Source organism: Acutalibacter sp. (assembly GCF_056800975.1).
Window position 1 is genome coordinate 1 of the sequence record NZ_JBQISV010000149.1, and the last position, 3,153, is coordinate 3,153.

At 60.7% G+C, this 3,153-nt stretch carries 3 protein-coding genes; 2 read left to right on the forward strand and 1 reads right to left on the reverse strand.

What is annotated here, in order from left to right:
* The first annotated feature begins 49 nt into the window (after window positions 1-49).
* Both ACTO5E_RS10595 and ACTO5E_RS10600 read left to right on the forward strand, forming a co-directional pair.
* Entirely contained in the window at window positions 50-850 is an 801-nt protein-coding gene (locus ACTO5E_RS10595) for a hypothetical protein (protein WP_482303489.1), read from the forward strand.
* A 15-nt stretch (window positions 851-865) separates the two neighbouring features.
* Window positions 866-1,750 (forward strand): sensor histidine kinase, encoded by an 885-nt coding sequence (locus ACTO5E_RS10600; RefSeq protein WP_482303491.1) that lies wholly within the window; start codon window positions 866-868, stop codon window positions 1,748-1,750.
* 168 nt (window positions 1,751-1,918) lie between these two features.
* On the opposite strand, the gene ACTO5E_RS10605 is transcribed toward ACTO5E_RS10600, so the two are convergent.
* Window positions 1,919-3,153 (reverse strand): hypothetical protein (locus ACTO5E_RS10605; RefSeq protein WP_482303492.1); only part of this gene is annotated, 1,235 nt, incomplete at its 5' end.

The window sequence follows — 3,153 nt, forward strand, 5'->3', positions numbered from 1 at the left end:
CAGCAGGACCTGGAAGGCTATTTCTTAGAGAAGTTGGGAGGGGAGAACCATGCTTGATATTTTCCGAATGGACAGCCGCCGGCTGTTTCAAAGCCGCACCTTTTACATTATGCTGGCCATTACCCTGGCGCTTATTGTGTTTGTGTGCCTCATGCTGTCAATCATGTCCTCTCCCCAGGTCCTGCGGGCCATGGAGGAGAGCGGCGCGGAGGTAGAGGCCGCAGACTACCAGATGGGGGCTGATATCGCCGGCATGAGCCAGCTGGCCTTTGTCCACGAGTGTCTGGCCAACGGCTTCATCCTCATACTGGCTGGCATGGGGATGACCTTCTTTGCCGGCGGAGACTTCGCGGGGGGCTACATAAAGAATATATGCTTTGCCCGGCCCCGCCGCTGGGAGTATATTGCCTCCAAAACGCTGATTGGCGGGGTATACAGCGGCATCATGACCCTGCTCGCTGTGCTGTTCTCCCTGGCGCTGCCGCCCCTGTTCGGGCTGCACCCAACTGCCAGCGGTATCGGGGATGTGGCAAGCTATACCTTCTGGCTCTGGCTGCCCACCTGGGCCTTTTCCCTGATGGCCCTCACCATGGTGACAATCACACGCAGCGCGTCCCTGGGCGTTTTTATGTCCGTGTTCTGCGGCGGGGGAGTCCCCGCGCTGGTCCTCGGCGCGTTCACCGGAGCCCTGGGCTGGCCCCGCGTCGACAAGTATTTCATCAGCTCCCTGGTCAGCGTCAGCTGTGCGCCGGGAGTAGAGCAGGGGGGAACCATTCTCGCCGGCGTGGCCGGGTGGAGCCTCCTCTACATAACAGCCAGCCTGCTCCTCACCAAAAACCGGGATATTTAAAAAGGAGGGCTCTCTATGCTGCCGGCGTTGGTCCTTACCATTCTCGCATTGGCCCTGCTGCTGTTTTTGCTGTACGCATACCGCAGGCAAATGGAAGAAATGGCCCATATATTGGAGGAGACTCCGGCGGAGAGCAACCTGAACCTCACCGTGCAGGCCGGCGGCAAGCCAGCCCGGCGGCTGTGCAGGGCAGTGAACGCCAGACTGGAAAAGGGCCGCAGGCTCCACCAGGAGGCTCTGCAAAGAGAGCGGGAGCTGAAATACACCATGGCCTGCATCTCTCACGACATCCGCACGCCCCTGGCCGGGGCCACAGGATACCTGCAGCTGCTGCAGGAGGAGCCGGAGCACAGGGAGGCGTATCTGGAAATCATTGGCAAACGCCTGACAGAGCTGGACGGGCTGCTGGATGAGCTGTTTCTCTACACCCGCCTGCAAAGCGATTTGCTGCCCCTGCAATGCCAGATATCGCCCCTGCTCCCACCCCTGTACGAGGCCCTGGCCCAGCTCTACCCCCAGCTGGAAGCGGCGGGCATAGAGCCCCGGCTCAGGTTCCGCCGGGAGGATATCGCCGCCTGGGTTGACCAGGAGGCCCTGGGGCGGGTTTACAAAAACCTCATCGTCAACGCCATCCGGCATGGGGGAGGGGGCCTCGCCGTCACAGCCGGGGACAGCTGGCTTCGCTTTACCAACCCTCTGGGCGCCGGGCCCCGGCCTGACCCCAGCCGCCTTTTTGACCGGCTGTACCAGGGAGACCCGGCCCGGGGCAGCGGCGGGGCAGGGCTGGGCCTGGCCATCGTCCGGGAGCTGATGGAGCAAATGGAGGGAACCGCCTCCGCGCGGATCGAGGGCAGCGAGCTACAAATCGAGCTGCGCTTTCGCCCCCCACCGGCAGACTGACAGTCCCGCCGAAAAACAAAACAGAAAAAGAGGTGGGGACGCAATCGCTCCCCACCTCTTTTCCCATGCCCCGGCCACACACTGTCTCCCCACCATCGGCAGACCTCATGGAGAACACGCTGTATAAAGAAAGTATTCGCAAATCATACCATTCACTTATCCAAAGTCTTAAAAACGATACGACATCATAGCCTTCACTCCCTTTAGCGTCCCATCCCCATCATAATCCGTAACCAGAACAATCTCCCCGCCGTCCGTAGACCCCACAGAGAACACGCTTCCGTCCGGCCTCACATCGGCAAAGCTGCTCACCGGCTTGCCGTTATAGCGTATGACCTTCTTCCCGCCGGTCTCCTGATAGCTCACGCCATAGGCGGCAAAGGGCTCCATACGCTCCGCGATGGTCTGGCCGGAGCCGTCGTCCCCATCGTCTTCGGCAGTGGCTTCGCTGCCTATAGCCATAGCGGCCTCCACATGGCTTTTCTCGTCGCTCTCCCGCAGGCCGGTCAGCTTGCCGCCCTCATACACCGCCTCCAGGTTCAGCCCCTTCGTGCCCAGGCTGTTGCACACCCAAATCTGCCGCTTGCCGTCAAACAGACTGCGCACCGGCCGCCCGTTCCACTCCATAACCAGCTCACCGGTCTTCTGGCTTGGGTCAAAGCGACAGCTCAGCCCAAACGCCTCGTAGGGTTCCAGCTCCTGAGCCGTGCGCTCCGCCTCATACTGGCTTTCCGCGCCCACATACCGCTGGCCCTCCAGAGCGTCCAAAAACATCTGGTCAGGCTCAAACTCCTCCAGCCGCACCAAGGGCCCCATCAGGCTGTAGCTGCCGTCCCCGTTATCCACCCGCTCCCGGACCGTGCGCACATCTACCGTCCCCTCCGGGTCGTAATGCTCATACTGAGAGGCATAGCCATCCCCATACTCCGCGCCGTCCACAAAGATGCGCACCCGCTGGTCCTTCCAGTACAAAATGCCATCGTTGTTCTGAAACGTCAGCCCGCAGCGTTTGTAGTCGTCGAAGAGGCTGGTATACTCAACCCCCTCCTCGTGGGAATACTGCTTTTCTTCTATCGCACCTTCCCAATCCCCGCTGCCCACCACCCGGTCAAGGGGGTTCATCACCAGCATGGTGTTCTCATCCCCGTCCACCGATTTGGACACCAGATAACCGTTCTCAATCATGGCAAGGACTTCCTCATACTGGGCGATGGTTTCCGCCACCATCTCCTGGGTCCAGGTGAACCAGCCGGTGCTGTTGGTCCAGCCCTTAGAGCCAATCATGCTTTCCAGCTCCTTTTTCTCATTTTCCAGCCAGGCGGCGTATTCCTCGGCAGTCCACCACTCCACATCCGGGTCCGGGTAGGCGGCGGTAAACTCCTCGTCTGTCATGGGCATCCAGG